The 22,457-nt window shown below is 66.0% G+C and carries 16 protein-coding genes, 1 tRNA gene and 1 pseudogene; 10 read left to right on the forward strand and 8 right to left on the reverse strand.

Features of this window, described 5'->3' with window-relative positions:
* Positions 1-72: 72 nt before the first annotated feature.
* The 4 genes and pseudogenes from ACFYPC_RS06815 to ACFYPC_RS06830 all read left to right on the forward strand — a co-directional run bounded on the left by ACFYPC_RS06815 (position 73) and on the right by ACFYPC_RS06830 (position 3,248).
* A complete protein-coding gene (locus ACFYPC_RS06815) occupies positions 73-981 on the forward strand; it encodes an intradiol ring-cleavage dioxygenase (protein ID WP_388671858.1) in 909 nt (302 codons plus the stop codon).
* Positions 978-2,061 (forward strand): annotated as a pseudogene (locus ACFYPC_RS06820) (maleylacetate reductase). Before ACFYPC_RS06815 ends, ACFYPC_RS06820 begins: the two are co-directional and overlap by 4 nt.
* A gap of 183 nt (positions 2,062-2,244) precedes the next feature.
* Complete coding sequence (locus tag ACFYPC_RS06825; RefSeq protein WP_388671861.1) at positions 2,245-3,012, forward strand: NPP1 family protein; 768 nt, start codon at positions 2,245-2,247, stop codon at positions 3,010-3,012.
* A gap of 162 nt (positions 3,013-3,174) precedes the next feature.
* Positions 3,175-3,248, forward strand: a tRNA-Pro gene (locus ACFYPC_RS06830).
* Here the strand turns inward: ACFYPC_RS06830 and ACFYPC_RS06835 are convergent.
* Both ACFYPC_RS06835 and ACFYPC_RS06840 read right to left on the reverse strand, forming a co-directional pair.
* Positions 3,214-3,561 (reverse strand): RNA polymerase sigma factor, encoded by a 348-nt coding sequence (locus ACFYPC_RS06835; RefSeq protein ID WP_388671864.1) that lies wholly within the window; start codon positions 3,559-3,561, stop codon positions 3,214-3,216. The two genes, ACFYPC_RS06830 and ACFYPC_RS06835, sit on opposite strands and share 35 nt — an antisense overlap.
* 220 nt (positions 3,562-3,781) lie before the next feature.
* Complete coding sequence (locus ACFYPC_RS06840; RefSeq protein WP_388671867.1) at positions 3,782-5,023, reverse strand: heparan-alpha-glucosaminide N-acetyltransferase domain-containing protein; 1,242 nt, start codon at positions 5,021-5,023, stop codon at positions 3,782-3,784.
* Between the two features lie 810 nt (positions 5,024-5,833).
* On the opposite strand from ACFYPC_RS06840, the gene ACFYPC_RS06845 reads away from it, so the two are divergent.
* From ACFYPC_RS06845 to ACFYPC_RS06860, 4 genes are all read left to right on the forward strand, one after another.
* Entirely contained in the window at positions 5,834-6,514 is a 681-nt protein-coding gene (locus ACFYPC_RS06845; RefSeq protein ID WP_388671870.1) for a response regulator, read from the forward strand.
* Positions 6,511-7,674 carry a sensor histidine kinase gene (locus ACFYPC_RS06850; RefSeq protein ID WP_388671873.1) on the forward strand — a complete coding sequence of 388 codons (1,164 nt, stop codon included), beginning with the start codon at positions 6,511-6,513 and terminating at the stop codon, positions 7,672-7,674. Before ACFYPC_RS06845 ends, ACFYPC_RS06850 begins: the two co-directional genes overlap by 4 nt.
* 377 nt (positions 7,675-8,051) lie before the next feature.
* Positions 8,052-9,002, forward strand: a complete 951-nt coding sequence (locus tag ACFYPC_RS06855; RefSeq protein WP_388671876.1) for a hypothetical protein — start codon at positions 8,052-8,054, stop codon at positions 9,000-9,002.
* 686 nt (positions 9,003-9,688) lie between these two features.
* Positions 9,689-10,513 (forward strand): hypothetical protein, encoded by an 825-nt coding sequence (locus ACFYPC_RS06860; protein WP_388671879.1) that lies wholly within the window; start codon positions 9,689-9,691, stop codon positions 10,511-10,513.
* 295 nt (positions 10,514-10,808) lie between these two features.
* Here ACFYPC_RS06860 and ACFYPC_RS06865 read toward each other — a convergent pair whose 3' ends face one another.
* The 6 genes from ACFYPC_RS06865 to ACFYPC_RS06890 form a co-directional block, all read right to left on the reverse strand.
* Positions 10,809-12,584, reverse strand: coding sequence for a coagulation factor 5/8 type domain-containing protein (locus ACFYPC_RS06865; RefSeq protein WP_388671882.1), 1,776 nt, complete (start codon positions 12,582-12,584; stop codon positions 10,809-10,811).
* A 14-nt stretch (positions 12,585-12,598) separates the two neighbouring features.
* Positions 12,599-13,585, reverse strand: a complete 987-nt coding sequence (locus tag ACFYPC_RS06870; protein WP_388671884.1) for a chitinase — start codon at positions 13,583-13,585, stop codon at positions 12,599-12,601.
* 1,443 nt (positions 13,586-15,028) lie between these two features.
* Positions 15,029-15,580, reverse strand: a complete 552-nt coding sequence (locus tag ACFYPC_RS06875; RefSeq protein WP_388671886.1) for an SMI1/KNR4 family protein — start codon at positions 15,578-15,580, stop codon at positions 15,029-15,031.
* A 76-nt stretch (positions 15,581-15,656) separates the two neighbouring features.
* On the reverse strand, positions 15,657-16,193 hold the full coding sequence (locus ACFYPC_RS06880) for a hypothetical protein (RefSeq protein ID WP_388671889.1): 537 nt from the start codon (positions 16,191-16,193) through the stop codon (positions 15,657-15,659).
* A gap of 609 nt (positions 16,194-16,802) precedes the next feature.
* Entirely contained in the window at positions 16,803-17,429 is a 627-nt protein-coding gene (locus ACFYPC_RS06885) for a helix-turn-helix domain-containing protein (protein WP_388671892.1), read from the reverse strand.
* On the reverse strand, positions 17,426-18,829 hold the full coding sequence (locus ACFYPC_RS06890) for an APC family permease (protein ID WP_388671895.1): 1,404 nt from the start codon (positions 18,827-18,829) through the stop codon (positions 17,426-17,428). Before ACFYPC_RS06890 ends, ACFYPC_RS06885 begins: the two co-directional genes overlap by 4 nt.
* Before the next feature lie 229 nt (positions 18,830-19,058).
* Between ACFYPC_RS06890 and ACFYPC_RS06895 the strand changes: the two genes are divergently transcribed.
* Complete coding sequence (locus ACFYPC_RS06895) at positions 19,059-20,486, forward strand: APC family permease (RefSeq protein WP_388671898.1); 1,428 nt, start codon at positions 19,059-19,061, stop codon at positions 20,484-20,486.
* Positions 20,487-20,523: 37 nt separating this feature from the next.
* Positions 20,524-22,452 carry a primary-amine oxidase gene (locus tag ACFYPC_RS06900; RefSeq protein WP_388671901.1) on the forward strand — a complete coding sequence of 643 codons (1,929 nt, stop codon included), beginning with the start codon at positions 20,524-20,526 and terminating at the stop codon, positions 22,450-22,452.
* Positions 22,453-22,457 lie beyond the last annotated feature (5 nt).

The raw sequence follows: 22,457 nt of genomic DNA on the forward strand, positions 1-22,457 counted from the left end.
GGGTGCCGAGGAGTTGCTGTCGGCGGCGCTGCGACGGATCCTCGGACATGCCGACGGGACCAGGGGAGTGGAATGAGCACCGAACGCACGACCGATCGCACGGCCCGTCTCTCTGGAGAGGTCACCGATCGCACGGCCCATCTCACCGGAGAGGTCGTCGACAGCTTTCAGCGGACCGCCGACCCCCGGCTGCACGAGCTGCTGACCGCGCTCACCCGCCACCTCCACGACTTCGTCCGCGAGACGGAGCCGACGATGCAGGAGTGGGAGCGGGCCATCGGGTTCCTCACCGCGACCGGGCAGATGTCCAGCGACACCCGGCAGGAGTTCATCCTCCTGTCGGACGTGCTCGGCATCTCGATGCTCGTGGAGACCATCAACGGCCACCGCGATCCGGGCGCGACCGAGTCGACCGTCCTCGGCCCCTTTCACATGACCCAGTCGCCGGTCCGTGAACTCGGCGCGAACATCGACCTGGTGGGCAGCGGCGAGCCGTGCGTGGTGAGGGGCAGGGTGCTGTCGGCGGACGGCACCCCGCTGCCCGGCGCCGTCCTGGACGTCTGGCAGGCCGACCCCGAGGGCTTCTACGACGTGCAGCGGCCGGACATCCAGCCCGCGGGCAACGGGCGGGGGCTCTTCACCGCGGACGCCGAGGGCCGCTTCTGGTTCCGCACCTGTCTGCCGAGCCCGTACCCGATCCCGACGGACGGCCCGGTCGGCGAGCTCCTGAAAGCGACCGACCGCCATCCCTACCGCCCCGCCCACATCCACTTCATCGCTTCGGCCGCGGGCCACGCCCCGGTCACCACGCACATCTTCGTGGCAGGCAGTGCCTACCTCGACTCCGACGCGGTGTTCGCCGTCAAGGAGAGCCTGGTCCAGGACTTCGCCGAGACCGACGACCCGTCCCTGGCACGGGAGTTCGGCGTCGCGAACCCCTTCCGATACACGCACTTCGACCTCGTACTGGAGACGGCATGACCACCGCGCTCGACTTCTCCTACGAGAGCCGAGCCCGCGCGGGTCGTCTTCCGGCCCGGCGCGGCGGTCTCCGCGACACCGGGTGAGGTCGCGCGGCTCGGGCTGCACCGGGTGCTCGTGGTCTGTGGAAGCCGGGGCTCAGCGGTCGGGCGGGCGGTCGCCGACGCGCTGGGCGACTCCTGCGCCGGGCTGCACGCCGAGGCCCGCATGCACGTACCCGTCGAGGTAGCCGACCGGGCCGTCGAGGTGGCGCGGGCCCTCGGCGCCGACGGCTGTGTCGCGGTCGGCGGCGGATCGTCGATCGGCCTCGGGAAGGCGATCGCGCTGCGCACCGGACTGCCGCTGGTCGCCGTGCCCTCCACCTACTCCGGCTCCGAGATGACCTCCGTCTGGGGCCTCACCGAGCACGGCGCCAAACGCACCGGACGCGACCCCGTCGTCCAGCCCCGCTCCGTCGTCTACGACCCCGAACTCACCCTCGGGCTACCCGTCCCCCTCACCGTCACCAGCGGCGTCAACGCACTCGCGCACGCCGCCGAATCCCTTTACGCGCCCGATGCCTCACCCCTCGTCTCCCTCATGGCCGAGGAGGGCGTACGGGCGATGGCCGGGGCCCTCCCCCAGGTGGCCGCCGCCCCCGGCGACCTCGACGCGCGCGGCCGAGCCCTCTACGGGGCCTGGCTCTGCGGAGCCTGTCTGGGCGCCACCACCATGGGTCTGCATCACAAGCTTTGCCATGTGCTCGGCGGCACCTTCGGCCTGCCGCACGCCGAGACCCACACGGTGGTCCTGCCGTACGTCCTCGCGTACAACGCGCCTGCCACCCCCGAAGCGATCGCCGCCCTGTCCCGAGCCCTGGGCACCGACGACGTCCCCCGCGCCCTCCACGACCTGGCCGGCAACCTCGGAGCCCCCCGCTCACTCGCCGAACTCGGCCTGAAGGAGGCCGACTTGGCGGTCGCCGCCGCGCAGGCCACGACAACGGCGTACCCCAACCCCCGCCGGGTCACCGCGAGCGGCGTACTCGGCCTGCTGACTGCGGCGTTCGAAGGCAGGGAGCCGCGGGGCGACGCCGCCTAGGCCTGTCTGACAATTCCCGTCGTCGAGCCCTCCGACTGATTGGTCGGCCCGGATTGGTTGACCTTTCATCACTCGGACACCTCCTGACTCTGGCGTTTTCGCCGGCACGCCGGAAAAATGAGCGGAGCATGCCAACATGACCGCCCCAACTGCCCCCACATGGCGGTCTATCAGGAGGACTCAGTGAAGAGAAACTCGCGCATCGGCAAGGTCTCCCTCATCTTCGGCAGCGCCGTAGCGTTGGTCGTTGCCTTTCCCGGCATCGCCCTCGCCGACCCGCCGTCGGCCCTGCCGGCCAACGCGAACGGCCAGGAGCAGACGTTCCAGCCGGCCTACGACTACGACACGGACGGCTGCTACCCGACCCCGGCCATCGGTCCCGACGGGACGATAAACCCCGGCCTCAACCCGACCGGGGCGCTCAACGGCTCGTGCCGCGACTCATGGGACCTGGACAACACCAACGGGTACTCGCGGGAGAAGTGCAACAACGGCTGGTGCGCGATCATTTACGGCCTCTACTTCGAGAAGGACCAGGCGGTGGCCGGCAGCAGCCTCGGCGGGCACCGCAACGACTGGGAACACGTCGTGGTGTGGGTGCAGGACAACGTTGCCAAGTACGTCTCCACCTCCGCCCACGGTGATTTCAACACCTACAGCAGTGACCAGATCACCTGGGACGGAACGCACCCCAAGATCGTCTACCACAAGGACGGAGTCAGCACGCACTGCTTCCGCCCGGCGACCTCCGCCGACGAGCCGCCGGAGAACCACCAGCAGACCTGGCAGTACCCCCGCCTGGTCGGCTGGGACGGCTACCCCGCGGGTCTGCGCGACAAGCTGACCGCGTACGACTTCGGCAGTGCCGTCTTCGGTCTCAAGGACGGCAACTTCAACTACCACCTCGATCTGGCGAAGCCTGACGGGATCGCGTTCGACCCCAACGCCTGATGAACTGAACCCGGGGGGCGCCCAGCGCGTCATCGCTCCCCGGCTTCAGCCCCGTAACCCTCCCCTGCGCGACGGGACGGTGACCGCCCGTGCGAGTCCGGCCACTCGCGTGAGGTACGGTTTACCTGCGTGAACACGGGGGTGACTCCGAGTTGAACGCATCGGGACGTGGCGCAGCTTGGTAGCGCACTTGACTGGGGGTCAAGGGGTCGCAGGTTCAAATCCTGTCGTCCCGACTGGAGACAGTCGCAGGTCAGGGCCGGTTTCGGAGACATCCGAAACCGGCCCTCGGCCATTGTTGGGGACCACTTGCTGCTTATTGTTGAACACGCAGCTTCCCGCGTTGCTCCCGTGTACTCCGCGGTGGTGCAATTCCTTGCGGAGCTTGAGCAGGGCGCGACTGAGGGCGCTTTTCACCGTGCCGGTAGAGACCGCTGCGAGCTGCGCGGTTTCGTGCGTGCTTTGCTCGCTGAGGTAGCGCAGGGCCACGATGCGCCGCTGCTGCTCCGGCAGCAGCGCGAGAACCTCAAGCAGCAGCCGGCGGTTCACCCCGAGAGGTCCGTACTGTCGTGGACGCCGATGACCGGTACCTGCGCGCTGGCGGTCTCTTCCAACTTGCGGGCGCGTGATGCTTCGGTGGAACTGTCGTGTGCCGGGAGGGGAATGAAAACCCGGTCACCAGCAACGACTTCACGTCGATCGATGTCTTCTGCGCCCTGGACGTCGGCAAGTCCGAATCCGACAGCAGCCGGCTGATCCGCCCTGCCAGTCACACGAACTTGTGGCGGGAGATGCGAGCTAGCAGGTGTTCGAGAGGGCCCTGGGTGCGCCAGGCTCGCCAGACGACTGCGAAGACTAGGCCGGCTGCGGCGAACCAGGCGTAGACATGCAGTCCGCGCACGTGTTCGGGGATGAAGTAGAGCGCGAGGGCGTGCATCGCGTACAGAGTCAGTGCCATCGTGCCGGCGGCCCTGACGGGGAAGAGCACGCGTTGGATGACCTCAGGAGCAAGTAGACACAGCCCGACGATAACCAGTGCCACTCCGGATGAGCCCACCGCTTCAAAGACGGTCCCACTGTGCGGGGAGGCCCCGATCAGCTCCCAGCCATTTCCGCCCTCGGGGGCGGCCTTCAGCAGGAGGTCCAGCAGCTCATGTCCATAACCGTCTTCGTAGAGCCGGGTGCTGACCAGCCCGCCGACGTACCCCGCTATGGCCATCGCCGCGCCCACCGTGGTCAGCCGCCATCGCACAGCGAGTGAGGCCAGGTCGAGACGTCCCACCGCCATGCCCAGGAGCAAGAACGCCATCCAGAACGGCAGAGGATAGGTGCCGTTGAAGGCATCCCACCCCAGGGACGCCTCCCCCTCCGTGGTGCTGACGGACTGGAGCAAGGCGGGCATTTTCTGGAGGGCCTCTCCCTCCAGGGTGCTGACGTACTTCAGGAAGCTGCCGTACTCCGGGGTGGTGTCGTACCCGTGGGGCAGCCATAGGCACAGGAGGCCTCCGGTGAGCGCCGGGATCACCGCTGTGGCGCACAGCCGTCGAGCAGACCAGGTTAGGAAGAACACGCTCCCCGCCACCAGGAGCCCATACATGTGGATGATCACCCAGATGCTGTTGAACTCGATGAGGAACCATCCGATGGCGAACAGGCAGGCGGCTCGGAGCAGCAGTTGCTGCCGGGTTGCGCGTAGACGCGCACCCTTGTGCGGGTGGGCGCCTCCGCTCAGGAGTGCTATCGAGATCCCCAGCAGCGTGGCGAAGAGGATCGATGAGCGGCCGTGGACGGCAGCGAGCCAGGTAGAAGGGTCCCATCCGAGTAGGTGTGCGTCGAAGCGCTCATCCAGGGTGTGTGCGCCGAGCATGCCCAGGATGGCGATACCGCGGGCGAGGTCAATGCCGTCAATACGACGAGGGTGACGGCGCCTTTCCCCTGTGCCGGCGCGGGTGTTGTCGCGCGCGGAGGCCACTTCGTCCGGGGCAGGGGGCAGGGTGCTTCGTTCGGTCACAGTGTCCTTCAAGTGGCTGGTGCTTGTACGGATACCGGCGGTCGCCAAGCGCAGTGGGGATCACCGGTCGGGAAGAGGACTCCCTGTCGTCCGCTTTGGCGACAGGGAACCCAGTAAGGGAGTAACGCCGTGTCAGACACGGCACTGGCAGGGTCCGAGAGTCGATAGGCAGAGGGGAGCAGAAACAGCCACTCCGCACCGCTTGGCACGAGGGAGTGACAGGAGGGGCACCCCCGTGGGTTGAGAGAAGACTCAGCAGGAGAAGTGCGCGAAAGGAACCCGGCCGAGTTCGCCGACCACAGAACCGGAATGGGCCTGCCTTTGAGCGGCCTCGCCGATATCACATGTCACCTCAGGCCCGCCACTCTCTGCCAACGCAGCAGTCGAACTCTGCTCACAGGGCAGGCGTGCTGTCGAATTCTGGCCGGAGGTTGCAAAGGACTGTACCTACGGCGAAGAGCGGCAGACACCTGTTCTCGCAGGGCAAATCGAATTCCACCGAAGCTTCCTTCATAGGGGGCGCCAGTGCTGCTGTCCGGCCTCGGAACAGCATGACAAGGGCAAGGGGATCCGGCTCCCTGTTCTGACGCCGAATCAAGACGCCCAGACTCTCGTAGGACCGCCCGGCTATCCGCCAGCCCCGTACCGGCTACTGATAGCCGAGAGTTTGCCCCCCAAGCGGCTAGACGTTCCTCACCGACCGGCTAGATCGGCTGACTGCAGCACGTCCGCGGGATGGTCTACTGAGACCGACGAGTAGGGTTACCGGCGGAAAGGTTCCTCAGCCGGATAGCGTCAGAGGCGGTTCAAGTGATCGATGTGGTTCTTGTCGACGACCACCATCTGCTCCTGGAAGGAGTCGCACGGCTCCTCGAAACGGTGGAAGACATAACCGTTGTTGGGACGGCCGGCACCATCGATGAAGCCGTCACCGTTGTAGGCGACACCTGCCCAACGGTCGTCCTGCTTGACGTTCGGCTGGCTGCCGCCTACGCAGACGGCAGCAGCAACTCTGACGGACTGACGCTCCTGGAAGAATTGTCCAAGCTACCGACGGCTCCGGTCGTGGCAATGATGACCGGAGCTCATGATGAAGAGACCGTCAGGCGGGCACTGAAAGCAGGCGCCAAAGGTTTTCTGGACAAGACGATGGCCAGCGACCATTTTGAATCCGCTATTCGTGTTCTCGCCGGAGGCGGTAGCGTAACGTCCGAGCAGGCATGGGGCGTGATCTGCGACTTGCAACCTGCCTCACCCTGCACCGCGAACCCTCGTGCTTCCCTTGTGGCGCTGCTTAATGAACGCCAACGGCAGATCCTGGTAGAAGTTATGCAAGGGAAAACCAACAGGCAGATCAGTAGATCGCTGCTCCTGGGGCAAGACACAGTTAAAGCGGAAGTCTCCAGCATCTTGAATAAGCTAGGAGTGGATAGCCGTCTTAAAGCAGCACGTATCGCCATTGATTCGGGATTGGATCGGGAGCAGTCATGAAGAGCGCCCGACCCTCATGGTTCACCGAGGTGACCCTTTTTCTCCTGATAGCCGTAGACTATGCCTTCTCGATGTATCCGTGCAGTGTCGCCGGCCGTCTCCTGGGAGACGGTAGATCCGAGCTGTGTGGCGATTCTATTTCACTCACGAACTCCTGGACAGTAGCGGCTCTCGTCCTAGCTCTCGGCTCGCTTGCCTTGCGCCGCACCTACCCATTGTTGGGCTACTGGGCAACGTTGCCCAGTGCCTACCTGAGTGGGATGGTGAGCGCCACTCTCATTTCTCTGTGGAAGATACCTGAGCGGGAACACAGCAGAATCCTGCTAGTGCTCCTTGCGTTCCTTGGGGCAGTTGCCGTGGTAATTCCATACGTACATGAGGGCGGGGGCATTCTGCATGATGACTACACCCAATTCGATGTAGTGATGCGACTTCCTTATCAGTTCGTGACGACGGCAGGCCTGGTTCTGCTCCGCAACGTTCAGCGAGAAAAGGAAAAGTCACTGCGCAGTGAAGAGAAAAATCTCGCGAAGGAACAGAAGGAACAGTATTTGGCCCGAATTTCTCGCGACGTGCATGACGATGTCACAGCACATGCTGCACTAATTGCAAACCGAGCGGAACTGATCAAGAAGTTGGTTGTCGGCGACGAAAGGAAAGAATACGCCCATGTTGAAGGGCATGCGGAATTCATTCGTGAACGGAGCGCGAAAATCACGAGCGATGTACATAATATACTAAGGAAGGAGAAATCCTCAGGTGTGAGCCACTCGGCAGATAGTTCGGCACTCACCCTTGAGGGGCTGCTGGAGGGAAGTGAACCAGGAAATAAGATACGTGTGCATGGTGAAATTCCAGACCCGCTTGATGGTGACGCAAGGCAGGTCATTTTGCGTACCGTGCAGGAATCGTTGACGAATGCCCGAAAGCATGCACCCGGCTCCGTGATCGATGTGCGATTCAAGAAATGCCGCGATCACTTCCAGGTGGCTATAATCAATGGACGTCCATCTGGCCCTCCTATTGGTTTTCCGGAGTCTGGCCGTGGATTGAGTGGACTTCGAGCTCGAGCCGAATCTATTAATGCTCGCTTGGAATCCGGACCGACTCCCGAGGGTGGCTACCGAGTAATCTTGCAAGTTCAGTTCGGTTCTCCATAGCAGGGTGACGCGAAGCTGAATCAGTTCAGTTGGGATGTCCCACGAATTGGGTTCCTTGGCTGGCGCATTCTGGTGCAAGAAACGCCGAGACCGTGGGCGGGGCCCTACGTAGCAGTCTCGTGGCACAGCCCAGCAGCGCCGCGAGCAGCGCACTGCGCACGGCTGGATCGGCACTGTATGACCGGATCAGCACTGTATGAACTGCACTGAATTCTTACGGCGGCCGTGCGGCAGATGCAGATTTCGCCGTCCGGGTTCCAGTGATATTTACCTCGAGATTTCCGGAACCTGGCCGGCGTGTAGCGTTAAATGATCGGCCGCGTCGCATCAATCACCGGCCTGACCCCCGTCCCATAGAAGCTACTGAGGGAAAACGAATGAACTCCTACGCCACCAGCAGGCCTGTTCTCACAGGTATAGTCGCATTGACCGCTACTGCTCTGCTGTCCGATGCTGTTCCGGCTTTCGGGGACACCGGTGCACCCTCACCGGATGCGAGCGTTCAGGCAGCGACCGTGATAGAGAGGGCCACCGGCGTCTCCGATCTCACTGCCCCCCATACTCGCGGCGGAAAGCTGGTTGCGAACGCGGGGGGCACACGCGTGGAAATGTCGGCCACGGGTTCCGGAAAGCTTACGGTGACCGACTCGACCGGCATCCAGATTGCGATCGGTCTGCCTGGATCGCCATTGGCATTCCCACAAGCCAGTTCCCATGGCACCGTGGTCTACGCCCAGCCGAAGGGGTCTGTCGACGTCGCCGCCCAGGTCAGGGAGGACGGCAGCGTAAGCGCCTTGATCACAATGAACAACCCTACGGCGCCGACTGAGCACAGTTTTCTTCTCGACCTGCCCAGCGGCGCCCACCCCGTCATCGACGAGGATGGCAGTTTGATCGTTGTGGACACCGCCGGAAAGCTGCTCGGAACCTTCGACGAGCCCTGGGCCAAGGACGCCAACGGCCAGCGTATCCCTACCGACTACCGCCTCGAAGGCAACGAACTTATTCAGACCATCCACGTCAACGAGTCCACCACCTACCCTGTCGTCGCCGATCCGAAGTGGTGGGACAAGACCAAATACCTCGGTGGCGGGATGGTCAGCGACACCTGGAACTCCATGAAATGCGGAGGTGCCCTTGCCGCCGCCTTCCACCCTGGAACTTCCAGTTACAAGGCAATCAAGACGGCCGGCGGAGTCAAGAAGCTTGTCGCGACCCTCTCCGGAGTCAATTCAAAGAGGGGTGCCGCATCTGCCCTGGGATCAGGATTCACAACCTTGTTGGGCGTCAAAAGCATAAAGAAGGCCTGCTTCGACGGCCTGAAGTGATCTTGGTGAGCCACGCAGGGAGGGAGATCCCCGTTGATCGCACAGCGGAATAGCAAAGAGAACCAGCGGATCATCATGTGGCGCGATGCCTGCATTGCAGGTGCCCTCTACGTCCTGGGATACCTTTCGCTGACATACTTCATTGGCCACTCACTCAACCTGCATTGGCTTGTGTGGCCCGCCCTCGCGACTGCCTGCGCTATGTTCACGGCGGACCGTACTGGGTACGGCGAGGCAGTTTGGTTCATCAGAACCCTGAGTTGCCTGCTTGTCGCTGTCGCCGTCCTCGGTGCGGTCATGTCGTGACACCTGGAGGCGGCGCCGGCAGCGGTACGCCGCATCGCGGGCCACTCGATGGTGCTGGCTTCGATCAGGGCTGAGCTGGAACTTCGCCAGTACGGATCGAGAACTGTCATGCGATGTCCGTGTGGGCATCGGCCCGCCTGTTGACCATCCAGCGCTTCCCGGTGGGGCCCGCCGACGATATGCGACTCAAGAAGCCGTCAGCGCGCGGTCGGATGCGGGCTCGGCTTCCTGCAACGCCCGCTGCGGCCGAAGCAGCAGGAGCAACCCTTCCCACCACCGGGGCCAAGCCCTCGTCCCAGCTCCGGCGGTGGGTGGTCCAACGCAGATCAGAGCATGCGCCCCGTTTATGACGGCTCGCGCCTCCCGTAGAAGGAACACGTGTGAAGGCAACACCATGGTCGGAAAAGGAACGAGAGACGTATTTCCTGCAAGAGTACGGGCGCTTGAGGGCGGTAGTCGCCGCACGCGAGGAGACCGCCGGCTGGACAGCCCCAGCGACGCTGGAGGCGCAGTATGAACTCCATGCCTATGCTGCAAACCATCCAGTTGATGCCCCTCCGGACCTCACCCTCGAGATGGTCGCGACCTGCCTTTCGGTCCTGGGCCCGGACCACCCGACGACCATCGGATTCAGGGTGCTGTGGGCGCATGAGGCGACCGAGGTGATGGCAGGGACGGGCGATGGCCAGGCGACCTGGGCGCTGGAGTCGATGGTCGCCCGACAGACGGAGCTGCTGGGACCGGACCACGCCCGGACTCTTTCCCTGCTGCGGGCGCAGCTGCAGCAACAAAGCCGGGCCTACAAGCTCGACGAGCTCGCCCTTGCGGAGTACCCGCAGGCGGCGCAGCTCATGAAGGCCTGGTCCGAGCTGGTCGACAAGCACATCACGGCTTTGGGGGCGGACCACCTGGACACGATGGAGTGCCGGGAGATGCAGGCCGGCGAGGCGTGCGAGTTCGGCCTTCATGGCGACGAGGTCGGCCTCTACGCCCTACTCGCTGCTGACCGCGCCCGTGTCCAGGGGCCGTACCACGCCAACACCTTGGAAACCCGGGCGGCATACGTTGCCAGCCTCGCCGAAACCGGTGACCCCATCGACCTGCTCAGGAGCGAGGAGCTGCACCCCGCACTGCTCGCGGACTGCTTGCGCGTCCTGGGCCGGAATCACCCGGTCACACAGTCAAGCCTGGAGAGCGCACGGTAACGCTCGCTTGGCCGCGTTCTGGATCAGGCTGCGATGTACACGCAGTTCACTGCCCCCTTGCCGGAGGCAGTGAACCTGGCACCCGCCGGTCATGTCCGGTGCACGCTGCCGCGCCCACCTTGCGAACCTCGGGGTTGTGTGTGCTGAAGGGCGAGCGGTCGGTGGAGTTGTGGTGCCAGTCCGGCGAGAGCGCGGCGAGGTTGGGTCCCGTTGCAGGTTCTACAGGGACGGCTTGGGGGTAACCCTCGCCCTGCCCGTCCTCCAGCACCGACCTGTCTCTTCAACGCACCCTTGTTCAGGGATAGTTGACCAGGTTGGCGACATTGCTCGACGAGTTCGAGGGGCCTCCTGTGTCATTGATGACATGGCGGATCGTGCCGGTGCCACCGAGCGAGACGGTGACCATGTCGTGGAACATCACCCCGGCCGTCTGCGGTACCTCGAAGGCGTGTTCGGCGGCTACGGAGTTGTTGGCACTGAAGAAGCAGTAGCTGCCGAGTCCCCATGCCTCGTGGTGCTGGACGGAGTCGGCGACCTTGTAGGCGGCGTAGCCCTGGGTCGAGCCGTTCATCCAGGCGTCCTGGTTGGGCGGGTCGTAGGGCATTTCGTTCTGATAGAAGTACGTGCGGCCGTTCTCGCCGTTCCAGATGGTCTGGTTCTTCTGGTAGTGCTCGACGAACAGGCCGTACATGGTGACGTCGTCTCCGTTGACGACCAGACCGGTGTCGGCCGTGTTGGTGTCCCAGCCGACACCGTCGCCGTGGTCGGCCCGCCAGATCCACAGGTGGTCGCCGATCACGTCGGAGCTGTTGACCACCAGGCTCTGCGACGCCTTGCCCACGGCGGCGCCGCCCACGCGGAAGAACACGTCGTGCAAGGACGTCGGATCGGCGGAGTGCGAGGCGGACGCCCCCTGCGGGCCGACCTCCATCAGTGTGGCGGAGTTCTGCGTGCCCGCGTCGACGAGCAGGCCGGCGAGCTTGACGCCGTCGACATCGGCCACGGACATCGCCGTAACTCCGTTGTCGGGTATGAGGGTTGCCAGGCCCAGACCGAGGACGACGGTGTCGGGCTTCGTCACCTTCAGCGTCTCATCGAGATGGTAGACGCCCGGGGTGATCAGGAGGTGCTTGCCCGCGTCCAGCGCCGCGTTCATCTCGGCGGCCGTCGCGCCCGGCTTGGCGATGAAGAAGTCGTCCAGCGTGATCGACGTACCGGCGGGGGCGCCGGACGACCAGGACGTGCCGCTGGAGTCCTTGCGCAGCGCGGGCACGAACACCTGGTAGGCGCCCTGGTCGTCGATGTACAGGAAGGGCTTCTCCCGGGAGACGGGTGTCTGATCGACCGTGGTGTACGGCGGGCTGGGGAAGCTGCCCGCGGGGGCGTTCCGGTCGCCGACGAACACCATGTTCCAATTGGAGCCGCTCCAGCTGCCCCACTCGGAGTTGCGGGACAGCCACTGCTGCTGCGAGCCGGACGTGACCTGTCCGTCGACCTTGGTGTCGGCGAGCAGACCACCGCTGGACCAGCCGCCGTCATCGAGCTGCAGGTTTCCCTTCAGGTGTATGCGGCGGTACGGGGCTGCCTGCGAGACCGCCCAACGGTCCGCGCCACCGGTGGGGTTGACGGCGAGGTTCTCCGCCGACCGCCAGAAGTTCTGGGTGGCGTTGCCCTGGAACCAGTCGGCCTCCGCATGCACAGCGCCGTTGATGGTGACGTCGTCGGGGGACAGGCCGAGCCCCGCGACCTGGGTGTAGAAGCCGACGTTGGCGTCGACGTCGTACGAGCCGGGCTTGAAGAGCAGCGCCTGCCGGGCCTCGCCGAACTGGTTGGTCTCCTGCTGGCCGAAGACCGCGTCGAGCTTGCCCTGGATGTCACTGCTGGACATCGACGGGTCGAAGATCTGGACGTTGGGGCCGAGGTCGGGCTCGGCCGCGGCCGCACTGGCGCTCTGCAGGGCGAACGCCGCAGTGCCCGTCCCCGCGATGACGGCCAGGGCGAGGGCGAAACGTGCGGTGCGCCGGCTTCTGCGGTGCCCGGTGCGGGAGCCGTGATTCCTGCCGAAGATCATCGTCGTACTCCCCCTCATCCCGTGAACCGGGCGAAGATGTCGGTGAACTGCCAGGGCTCCTGGGCGACTCCGGAGCAGGTGTCGTCGTTCGGGTAGGCACCCGGGCATGGACGGTCCCGGTTGACGGACCAGAAGGCGAGCCGTGCCAGGTGGTGTGCGGAGGCGTAGGAGAGGATCGTCTCGAAGTCGGCCGTGCTGACGGTCTCGTTGACGTCGGTGATGCCGTTCATCGAGGAGAGGCCGCTGTGCCGGTAGGCGACGTCGTCGCTGTAGCCGTAGGCGGCTTTGACGGCGTTCTTGAGTCCGTCGGTGGCCTGGATGGTCAGTTGGCCCATGTCCTGCCCGGCGCCGCCGAAGTCGAACGGCATGATCGTCCAACCGTCCACTTCCAGACCGGAGTCGGCGGCGAGCTGGATCATGCTGTCGTCGGGGCCGCTCTGATCGCTGGGGAAGGTGACATAGGTGAGGAACCCCGGGTTGTCGGCCTTGACCTGCTTCAGTGCGTCGATGGTCTTCCGCTGGATGGCCGGATCGTTGTAGGCGTCGCCCTCGATGTCGACGTCGATCGCCTTGAGGCCGTAGGCGTCGATCACCTTCTGGTACGCGCCCGCAAGCGCCGTGGCGTCGGCGCAGGACTGTTCCAGCTTGGCGCCGCTCGCACCGCCGAACGACGGGACGACGTCACCGCCCTTGGCGCGGATCGCGTTCACGGTCTGTTCGTCGACTCCGCCGGTGAGCGGGCGGCTGCCGTCCCACTGCGGGGAGCAGCCGCCGGCGTCGAGGACGAAGGCGAGCGTGAACCAGCTGACGCCCGTGGCGTCCATGACCTCGGCAGGGTCGGGGGGATTGCCCCAGCCGTTGTACAGGTAGGGGGCGACCGCGGCGGGGGCCGCCGCGACTGCGGGGCTCCCGTCTGTGCCGTCGGCCCAGGCGGCCGAGGCTATGCCGGTCGCGGATACCGCGACCGCCACGGCGAGCGCCGTCCACCGACTCCGGCGCATACGGTGACGTGGGGTGTCCGTATGTCCGTCCGGGCGGCGAATTAGCAGATGCTTACGGTGATTCATGTGGGGGGATGCCTTCCTGGAACGCGGCCGGGCCCAGGCGGCGTGTGCCAGTCGGCCCAGCGCCGGCGCAGCCCGCACCTGCAGTTTCCGGCCGGAAGGACGCGGCCGGTCTCAGGGCGCTATGTTTCGGGACTTGAACGAGTCCAGTCAATAGGTCTGCACCAATGAACATCACTGAGGCTCAAGGGACTGGATATCTTCAGAAAGTGAAGGCATTAGCGTATCGAAAGGGGTATCTGTGCTTGATTCGTGAAGGTGGGGCAGCTGTTGGTTTCCAGGTCCAGGGCAGGGAGAAGGCCTCCTACCGGACGGCCGTGCCGAGCCGCTTAACTCCCTTGGCGGGCAAGGAAGAAGCTGCTCCGGACTTTGCGATCATTGCAGTCTGGTTGCAGGGTGGGAGGGCTTGGGGCGGGCGCCGAGGACGATCGATGCCTACGCCCGGGGGCTGGCGGAGTACCTGGAGTTGTGCGAGCGGGAGAGCATGGACCCGGCGCGGGCCACGCGGGCCCATGTGTCCCTATATGCACGGGAGTTGAGCTCCCGGCCGAGCTGTCGGGGCACCAACGTTGTTTCTCTGGAATCGGGTGCAGGGTTGTCGAACGCGACGCTCCAGCAGCGCCTGGTGTCAGTGCGGCTGTTGTTCTACGACTTCCTGGTCGAGGGGGGAGCGCCAGGACAATCTCATCGGTCGGGGACGTTACGCCCCCGGGGCCCGTGGCGGCGGTCAGCAGCGTGCGGGCTGGCCCGCGGCTGTCGCACTCCTCCCGGCTGAGCCGGGGGAACGCGGTGTGCTGGCTCGGTTACTCGGACCGCTGGAGCAGGCGCGTTCCTGCCTGTGGATCCCGGGTTCCAGTCACGGGGACGGAGCCGCGGTTGCGGGCATGCGTCGCCAGTTTCCCTCGTAGCACTCGTAAGTCGGAGTGTTGTGCACGTAGAAGTAGCGTCCTGCCGCCCCACAAGGGCTGCCTGGTTCTGGTTCGGTGTATTTCAGAAGCACCCAATGCTCTTTGTGGCATACATAGGCATCGCTGCTCCCATCGGAGCCGCGCGTTCCTTCAGGAAGACAGGCGGTGCCCTTGGTCGGAGTCGCCGAGGGAATCGGTCCACTGGTAACGAAGCCGCCAAGGCCACCGGTGTCTGTGGCCGTCGGGGCGGGGATGATGCTGACGTACGGGTCGGGGGTCGGGCTAGAGGCCAATGGGGTGCTACTGGTGGCATGTTGGGCCCCGCAGCCAACCGTGAACATGGCGACCGCCGCGATGACAGCGGTCGGGATTGAGCGCGACAATGTCATGTCCATGAATGTACTAGGCGGGACCGCTTGCAGCCCGTCTGACAGGACGCCTCTGTCGCGGCGTTCTCAAGGGTGTTGTGTGGTCAGTTGCTGCTTGCGTCTGGGAATACCTCCCACAGCAGGAAGTCGTCGTCGCCGGGGCGGCGGTAGCGGTCCAAAATGTGACCGGACTCCAGTGCGTCGGCGGTGTGGTGCATGAGTGAAGGAAGCGACGCCCACATGGAGTGCGGCGACAGGAGGGAGGCGCCCTCCTTATCGTGAGCGCCGATGCGTGCGCGGGGTTGGGAGCCATCGAGGTAGAGCACCCCGCCGGCCCGGTCGGAAGCGAAGGGCACCCAATGGGGGCGGTACGGGGAGTGTGGGTGACCAGCCCAGACGTCCGTCATGATCCGCCACTCGTCTACGACCTCGCTGGTGCTGAGGACTACGTAGCGGGGAGGGAGGGTGAAACTGCCGCTGCCGTTGTGGCCCTGTAGGAGCTGTGTGTGGTCTGGGTGGAGGTTCATGCCGAGGTGTTCCTCGACTCGGGCGATCTCCTTGCTGGTAGCAGGGGGAGCCAACTCCCGGATGCGTTCGCGATCTCGTAGCCAGCTTTCGACGCTATGCCATGACTCGCTGATGGGACGCAGTTCCATAGGTCCTCCTGGCCTCCGGGCCGAGATGCCAGTGGTGGCGCCCTGACGAATGGCGCCACCGCCGGTCAAGTGTTCTCTACTCGATGAGTTGGAACTGTTCGCTGCTGCGCGTGACGGTGGCGGATGGTATCAGCTGGAAGGAAATGAACCGAGGCTTGTAGACGCTCGGGTCCCGGTGGTGAGTGCCGGTTGGTGAGACGGAGTTGGCGAAGCTGTTGACGTTGTAGGGCAACGTCCAGTGGTCACAGGACTGCAGCACCGGATGGGCGTGCGGGTTGAAGGCGAAGATATTGGGGTCGCCGTAGCTGCCCCAGGGCCCTGTCTCGGGCATTCTGCAGACCTCGTCATGGTCCACCCAGTAGCCGAAGGGCCCGTATGCGGAGCACCCCGACCAGATGCGGACCTTGTTGCTGAATGCTTGGGTGCTGTCCGCACTGATGGTGACGAACTGGTTGTTCCACGGCGCGACGCTGTACTCGTTGGAAACGCCGGGGACGATCGTGTCCCCTTGGTTCTCGGCGCGCATCCAGTTGTCGCCGGTGACGTCTGTCCGCAGGAACTGCCAGTCGTCGACCTTGTCCAGGTCACTGCCCTTGACGCGGGCGATGTGCATCTTCTTGTTGGCCTGGTCATTGCTGACACCGTAGATGCAGTCCGTACCTGAGAAATCCTGCAGAGATGGGGAACCGAAAGATGGAGTGCCGGGTTGCTGGTCGCTACGATTATGAAATCAGCATTGATGTGCCAGGGGTCCCTAGGGCCGAAATTGAGACCTTTGACGTGCGGGCGCTTTGGCTATCGTGAGGCTTGGGGCTAACGGGTGGGCGATTCAACAGGAAAGGGATCCTCTTATTCCACTCGTGAAAAAGAGGAAGGCTCCTTTCAGTGAGCTCCTTCTGCGTTGTCAATCCAGGACGAGGACAGCCGGCCAAAATGACGACATGCGAATCGGGCCGCACCAGGTTCTTCGGAAGCCCCGCTGTGTGAGTGAAATCCACAGCAGCCGCACGGCTGTCACTGATCCGACCGAATTCCTCCCAGGAGCGGGCCGGCAGGATGTAGCGAGGTCGGCTTTACAGAAGGCGCGCAAGGGACTTGATGCGCGGTCGGTGAGCAGCTCGACCACGAGGCGTGTGGTATCCGCCGTGCTCACGGAGAAGGGCCAGACCCTACGCACGAGATCAAGTGAGCGTTGACAAATCTGATTCCACACAACGGGAAATCACACGACTAGGAGCGTCAACTCCTGCGCGGACGCGTTGAGGTGGTGGATGAGCCCGTTGTCGGGCGCTTCGATGCGGCCGGCCGTCCCGCACACCGCGAGCGCGGCGGCCAGCCGTCCGTTCGCGGCGCTGTGGACCGGGCGGACCAGACACACCTGGTGCGGGCCCAGCGCGAAGCGGCGCACGGCCGCTCCGTCGTCGCGCAGGCGCGCCAGCTCTCTCAGCAGCCCGCCGTCGGTCGGCGGATGGTCCGGGTCCGGGTCGGTGAGGTGCACGCGGCCGTCCGTGATACCCGCCAGGTGGACGCCGAAGCGCACCCGGTCCCGCAGCCGGGCGACCACGGCATGCGCGGCGGCGGGGACTTCGGGTACCGGGCGGGGCGGGGCCAGGCTTGCGACCCTGCGGCCCAGCGCGAAACCCCGTAGATCCGGCATTCGCACCAGGTACTCCTCCTCGACGAGCACGTTCAGCAGCCGGTACGTCGTGGCGGGTGCGAGTCGCAGCGCCGCCGAGATCTCCTTCGCGGTGACTCCCGGGCCGGCCCGTGCCACCTGCTGGAGCACCGAAAGCGCGTTGCGTACGGCGCGGGGCTGGCGGCCGCTGAGTGGCAGCGTCTCTCCGCTCACCGTGGCGGCTCGGGCAACACGTCGGCGGCGCTCGTCTCGTCGTAGACGCCGATCGCCCCGACGCTCGCCGGATCGCGCCTGCTCATCCACAGGAACCAGGCCGTCCCCGCCGCCATCAGCGCCACGAAGAGCGAGGGGATGAGGGCACCGCCGGTCGCCGCGTGGGCGAGCAGGACGGCGAGCAGTGACGGCACGCAGAGCACCGTGACGGCCACCGGACCGCGGGTCAGCTCGCCGATGCGGTGCAGGAAGACAGGGGCGGCCAGGCACACCAGGGCGTACGCGGTGAGGAATCCGTACACACAGAGGTTCACCAGACGCGCGAACAGCACGGGCGGCGCCGTCCCCGCCGCGATCAGTGCCAGCGGGACGAGGACAAGTACCGGAAGCACCAGGGCGATGGCGATGTGCGGGGTGCGGTGGGTGGGGTGGGTACGCCCCAGGCGGTGCGGGGTCATCCGTTCGCGTCCCATCGAGAAGAGCAGCCGCACCAGCGCGGTGCCGGACGCCAGGGCGCAGGCGAAGAAGGAGAGGGAGACGCCCAGATCGAGCAGGGCGGGCAGCCGGACCGAGGTGTCCCCGGCCGTGGGGAGGACCTGGGCGTAGACGGCGAGCAGGAACAGTGCGGCGGAGCAGATCACGGTCCATCGCACGGCCCGCCCCACCGTCAGGAAGGGCCGCCGGGTCTCGGCGCCGAGCGCGGCGGCGCTCTCGAAGCCGATGAACGCGGCGAAGGCGGGCAGCGCACCGGCCATCACCGGACCGAGCGCGGAGGTCGGCGGGGTGAGCTGCCGCATATCGGGACGGGCGCCGTGCCGCACCAGCAGTACCACGAAGAACGTCAGCGCCAGGACGATCGACGCCGCCTCCAGGCAGAGCGTCAGCCCGGCGGACAGCCGCACCCCCTGTAGAAGGAAGTACGCGACGAGCGTTCCCGTTGCCAACACCACCGCAGCAACTGTGAGTTGGGGTGGTCCGGGCGAGATGTCCAGACGCGCCAGAAACTGTTCTGCGTACAGGCCCGAGCCGGTCAGCGCGCCCATGGCAAGGACCCCGTACCCGATCAGAAGCGCACAACCGCAGCAGAACGCGGCGGCCGGGCCGAGCCCCTTGGCGGTGAAGGAGTAGAGGGCGCCCGGCGCGGCCATCCGGCGCGAGAAGATCCGTACGCACGCGGCCACCAGCAGTGCGAGGACCGTCGCCAGCGCCACCGACCACACGGCGAAGACCCCGGTGTCCGCCCTGACCAGGCCCGGCGTGGTGGCCATCGCGGCGGTCGGCGCGACGGCGGAGACAGACTGGGCGAGCACCGGCAGCGGGCCGAGGGAACGCCGGTCGAGGCCGCCGACGGGGGAGTGGCCGCGCAGGAGAGGAGAAGGAGCCGTGCCCTGGACGCTCATCAACCGCCCCCTCCGTACCTGTGGTGCCGAACCGCACGGTAGGACCGCTCTGTTTCGGCCGGATGAGCGGCAGATCGCCGGTGCGTGTTCCGGAACGGGAAAGCGTGCGCGGCGCACTCCCGTTCGGTGCGCCTGGGGCTTTCACCGACGTGTGACGGCTCGGCAACGCGCGCTGTTGAGACTGCGGCACAGGCCGCTTGCGGCAACCGCGATCGCAGAGGAGCCCGCGATGACCAGCACGGCGAGCCCGCCCACCACGACCGCACCGCCCGCCCTCCGTGGCTCCCTCGGCACGGCTTCCATCGTGCTGATGGTTCTTGCCGCCGCCGCCCCGCTCTCCGTCGTCGGTGGCAGCGTTCCGCTCGGCATCGCTCTCGGCAATGGTGCCGCCTTCCCCACCGCCTTCGTCGTCTGCTGTGTGGTCCTGCTGCTCTTCGCGGTCGGCTTCTGCGCGATGGCGCGGTACGTCAAGGAAGCGGGAGCGTTCTACGCGTACGTCGACAAGGGCCTCGGCGGACGCGCGGGGCTCGGGTCCGCCTACCTCGCGCTGGTCACGTACACCGCGATCCAGCTGGCGGTGTACGGGTACATCGGGGTGGCGCTCGACAGCCTCGTCCAGTCGTACGGCGGCCCTCAACTGCCCTGGTGGGCCTGGGCCGGAGCGGTCGCCGTAGTGGTCGGTGTGCTCGGCTGCCGCCAGGTGGATCTCAGCGGGAAGGTCCTCGGCGTGCTGATGGCCGGCGAGGTCGGGATCGTCCTCGCGCTCAACGCGGCGGTCCTGGTGCGCGGCGGGGACCACGGCCTGTCCACCGCACTGGTCAGCCCCGAGCGGCTCACGTCGGGAGCGCCGGGACTCGCCGTCACCTTCGCCATCGCCGGGTTCCTGGGCTTCGAGGCCACCGCCGTCTTCCGCGACGAGGCCCGCGACCCGGACCGCACCATCCCGCGCGCCACCTATCTCGCCCTCGTCCTCGTCGGAGGCTTCTACGCGCTCTCCAGCTGGGCGCTGATCTCCGCCTGGGGAGACGAGGAGGCCGTCGCCGAGGCGGCACGCGATCCGGAGAACATGCTGATGGCCACCGTGCACCGCTACCTCGGCTCGTCCGCCGAACACCTCGCCCAAGTGCTCTTCGTGACCAGCCTGTTCGCCTGCGTCCTCTCCTTCCACCATGTGATCGCTCGCTATGTGCACTCGCTCGCCGACCGCGGCGCGCTGCCCGCCCGTCTCGGCCGTGCCCACGCCCGCCACCACTCGCCGTACATGGCGTCCCTGGCCCAGTCGGGCAGCGCGGTCGTGCTGATCGCGGTGTTCGCCCTCGCGGGACTGGACCCGATCACCGAGGTCTTCACCTGGATGGGCGGCCTCGCCAGCGCGGGCGTCGATGTGCTGATGCTGCTGACCTGCGCGGCCGTCCTGGTCTTCTTCCGGCGCTTCGCCGGCGACACCCGCCGCTGGCAGACGCTCTGGGCGCCGGCGCTCGGCGGCCTCGGACTTATCGCGCTGCTGGTGTTGACCGTACTCAACTTCCCTTTGTTGATTGGTGGTTCGGCGGCATTTGCCACGCTGCTGCTCGGTCTGCTCCCCGCCGCCTTCGTCCTCGGCTGGGCCCGCGGACACCGCGTGCCCGCGCCTGCCGAACTGCCCGCCTCCGCCTGATCCGCTGTTTCCCGGTCCCCGTCCGAGGAGTACGCACATGACGCCCACCCACCCCCTCGCGATGCTCACCGCTGAGGAGATACGCACCGCCCGCGCCGTGCTGGAAGAGGCCGGACACCTCGGCGGCGACATACGGTTCGTCTTCGTCGGCCCCGATGAGCCGGCCAAGGCCGAACTGCTCGCCTTCGCTCCGGGCGACCCTGTCGACCGGCGGCTGCGGGTGATGCTGCTCGACAGGTCGAACGGCGACTCGTACGACACGACCGTTTCGGTGACCCGCGAGACCATCGACACCTTCGAGAAGATCGACACCTCTGTCGCCGGGCAACTGCCCATCCTGGACTCGGAATTCGAAACCTGTCAGGAGATCCTCGACGCCGACGAGGGGTGGCGGGCGGCGCTCGCCCGGCGCGGGCTCGTCCCTGAGACCGTACGCGCGTGCCCGCTCTCGGCAGGCCACTACGGGTACGAGGGCGAGACGGGCCGGCGGATCGTCCGCAGCTTCGGCTTCCACCAGGACCATGAGCAGGACCACCCGTGGGCCCACCCCGTGGACGGCCTGGTGGCGTACGTCGACCTCACCGCGCGCACCGTCATGGAGATCATCGACCACGAACTCCTTCCCGTGCCGCGGGAGTCGGGGAACTTCCAGGACCCGGAGTACACCGGCCCCGCCCGCACCACCCTCAAGCCCATCGAGATCACCCAGCCCGAGGGCGCGTCCTTCACCGTCGAGGACGGGCTGCTGCGGTGGGAGAACTGGTCGCTGCGCATCGGCTTCAACGTCCGCGAAGGACTGACGCTTCACCAGATCTCCTTCTACGACAGGGAATTGGGGCGAGACCGCTCCGTGGTGCACCGTGCCTCGATCGCCGAGATGGTCGTCCCGTACGCCGACGCCTCACCCGTCCGGTTCTGGCAGAACTACTTCGACCAGGGCGAGTACCTCTTCGGCCGCTACACCAACTCCCTGGAGCTGGGCTGTGACTGTCTGGGCGAGATCCACTACACGGATGTGACCATCGCCGACGAGCTCGGCGAGCCCTCCGTCATCCGCAACGCGATCTGCATGCACGAGGAGGACTACGGGGTGCTGTGGAAGCACAGCGACCTCTTCGCGGGTTCCAACGAGACCCGCCGCCAGCGCCGTATGGTCATCTCCTTCTTCACCACCGTCGGCAACTACGACTACGGCTTCTACTGGTACCTCTACCTGGACGGCACCATCGAGTGCGAGGCCAAGGCGACCGGAGTCGTCTTCACCTCCGGATACTCCGAGGAGGGAAAGGAGTTCGCCACCGAGATCGCCCCCGGCCTCGGCGCCCCCTTCCACCAGCACCTCTTCTCGGCCCGACTCGACATGTCGGTCGACGGGCAGCGCAACGCGGTCGACGAGGTCGACGCCGTCCGTATCCCCATCAGCGAGAAGAATCCGTACGGCAACGCCTTCGCCCGCCAGGTCACCCGCCTCACCGGAGAGAGCAAGGCCCAGCGGCACGCGGACGGCAGCAAGGGCCGGGTCTGGCACATCGTCAACCCCGACGTCACCAACCGCCTGGGCCAGCCGGTCGGTTACGCCCTCGTGCCCGAAGCCCTCCCCACCCTGCTCGCCGACGACTCGGCGTCCGTCACCGCGCGAGCGGCCTTCGCGACCAAGCACCTCTGGGTCACCCGGCATGCCGACGACGAGCGCTACCCGGCCGGTGACCTCGTCAACCAGCACCCGGGCGGCGCCGGTCTGCCGTCCTGGACGGCCGCAGACCGCAGCGTGGACGGCGAGGACATCGTGCTCTGGCACACCTTCGGGCTCACTCACTTCCCGCGCCCCGAGGACTGGCCCGTCATGCCCGTCGACTACACGGGCTTCACGCTCAAGCCGGTCGGTTTCTTCGACCGCAATCCCACCCTGGACGTGCCGCGCAACAGCAACGGACGCGGGCACGGCGGGGGGTCCGCGTGCCACTGAGAATT

Origin of the sequence: Streptomyces sp. NPDC005808 (assembly GCF_042871385.1) — a bacterium.
Taxonomy (GTDB): Bacteria; Actinomycetota; Actinomycetes; order Streptomycetales; family Streptomycetaceae; genus Streptomyces.